The organism is Neorhizobium sp. BETTINA12A, from assembly GCF_023006485.1.
Lineage (GTDB): Bacteria > Pseudomonadota > Alphaproteobacteria > Rhizobiales > Rhizobiaceae > Neorhizobium.
Genome location: NZ_JALBGW010000310.1, coordinates 1 through 1948, shown reverse-complemented (window position 1 = coordinate 1948; position 1948 = coordinate 1). Strand labels below are relative to the sequence as shown.

General features: G+C 66.0%; 2 protein-coding genes and 1 pseudogene. 1 reads left to right on the top strand and 2 read right to left on the bottom strand.

Annotated features, from left to right (window positions below):
* Positions 1-104 (bottom strand): annotated as a pseudogene (locus tag MOV61_RS29685) (uroporphyrinogen-III synthase); the annotation flags it as partial.
* A 4-nt stretch (positions 105-108) separates the two neighbouring features.
* A complete protein-coding gene (gene hemC / locus MOV61_RS29680) occupies positions 109-1038 on the bottom strand; it encodes a hydroxymethylbilane synthase (protein WP_247139146.1) in 930 nt (309 codons plus the stop codon).
* A gap of 71 nt (positions 1039-1109) precedes the next feature.
* On the opposite strand from hemC, the gene tsaD reads away from it, so the two are divergent.
* Positions 1110-1948 (top strand): tRNA (adenosine(37)-N6)-threonylcarbamoyltransferase complex transferase subunit TsaD (gene tsaD / locus MOV61_RS29675; RefSeq protein ID WP_247139145.1); only part of this gene is annotated, 839 nt, incomplete at its 3' end.

Below are 1948 nucleotides of genomic sequence, written 5' to 3'. Positions count from 1 at the left end.
ACCGCCTTGGTCAGGGGCAGCAGAACCGGCTGATGACCAAGGTTTTGCAGCCGTTCGGCGGTGCGGCGGGCCGAGCTTTCGGGGCGGGTGACGACGACCCGCATCGCGTTACGACCAGCCTTCGAAGAAATCGGAACCGGCCGCCGCGCGAACGGCTTCGCCGGCCTGCCGGCCGAGCTTTTCTGCGTTGGCGCGTTTGCCTTCGGTCTCGATCGAATGTTCCTTGCGGCCATCCGGTGTCAGGATGAGGCCGGAGAATTTCAGATGGTCGCCCTCGCAGATCGCGTAACCGCCGATCGGGGTGCGGCAGGAACCGTCGAGTGCGGCCAGGAAGGCGCGTTCGCAGGAGACCGCGTCATAGGTTGGGCGGTCGTTGATCGGGTCGAGAAGCGCGTCGATGCGGGCGTCACTGACACGGCTTTCGACGCAGATCGCGCCCTGCGCCGGTGCCGGGGGGAAGTCCTGCGGGTCGAGCAATTCGGTGACGACATCCTGCTTGCCGAGGCGCTTCAGGCCGGCATAGGCGAGCAGGGTCGCATCCACCTGGCCTTCGCTGAGCTTGCGCAGCCGCGTTTCGACGAGGCCGCGGAAGGTGATGACCTCGATGTCCGGACGGATGCGGCGGATCAGCGCCTGGCGGCGCAGCGACGAGGAGCCGACGGTGGCGCCATCCGGAAGTGCGGCGAGCGTATGGGCCGTGCGGCCGATGAAGGCGTCGCGAAAATCCTCGCGGGGCAGGTAGGCGGCGAGACGCAGGCCCTCGGGCAGTTTGGTCGGCATGTCTTTCGAGGAATGAACGGCGAAATCGAGATCGCCGGAGATTAGCCCTTCCTCCAGTTCCTGGGTGAACAGGCCCTTGCCGCCGAGCTCGGTCAGCGCCCGGTCGGTGATGCGGTCGCCGGTGGTCGACAGCACGACAATCTCGAACATGTCCTCCGGCAGGCCATGCGCCGTCATCAGCCGTGCGCGCGTTTCGGAAGCCTGGGCGAGCGCCAGCGGGCTGCCGCGCGTGCCGATCCGGAAAGGTTTTGTTTGCATCCGCGTCATTCCATTGTTACCGGAAGCTTTCGTAAACCGGTTTATCCGGCATCGCAATTATCGATAGGCGTATGGCGACCTTTCTTCGCATCCTCGGCATTGAAACTAGCTGCGACGAGACGGCGGCTTCCGTCGTCGCGCGCCATGAGGACGGCCGCGGCGAAATCCTCTCCGATATCGTGCTGTCGCAGCTCGATGAACACAGTGCCTATGGTGGCGTCGTGCCGGAAATCGCGGCGCGTGCGCATGTCGAGGCGCTGGACGGGCTGATCGAGGAAGCGCTCACCCGCGCCAATGTGTCGCTCGACGAGATCGATGCGATTGCCGCGACATCCGGGCCTGGCCTGATCGGCGGCCTGATCGTCGGGCTGATGACCGCCAAGGCGATCGCGCGGGCGGCCGGCAAGCCGCTGATGGCGATCAACCACCTCGAAGGCCATGCCTTGACGGCACGGCTGACCGACGGGCTTTCCTTTCCCTACCTGATGCTGCTCGTGTCCGGCGGCCATACCCAGCTGGTTCTGGTGCGCGGCGTCGGGGAATACGAGCGCTGGGGTACGACGATCGACGATGCGCTTGGCGAGGCGTTCGACAAGACGGCAAAACTGCTCGGCCTGCCCTATCCCGGTGGGCCGGCTGTCGAGAAGGCGGCTTTGAAAGGCAATCCGGACCGGTTCTCGCTGCCGCGGCCGCTGGTCGGCGAAGCGCGGCTCGACTTTTCCTTCTCCGGCCTCAAGACGGCGGTGCGCCAGGCGGCGACCGAGATCGCGCCGCTCAGCGAGCAGGATGTCGCCGATATCTGCGCCTCGTTCCAGAAGGCGATTTCCCGGACGCTGCGCGACCGCATCGGCCGCGGGCTGGCCCGCTTCAAACAGGAGTTCGCGCATCTCGATGTCGACCGGGCGCTGGT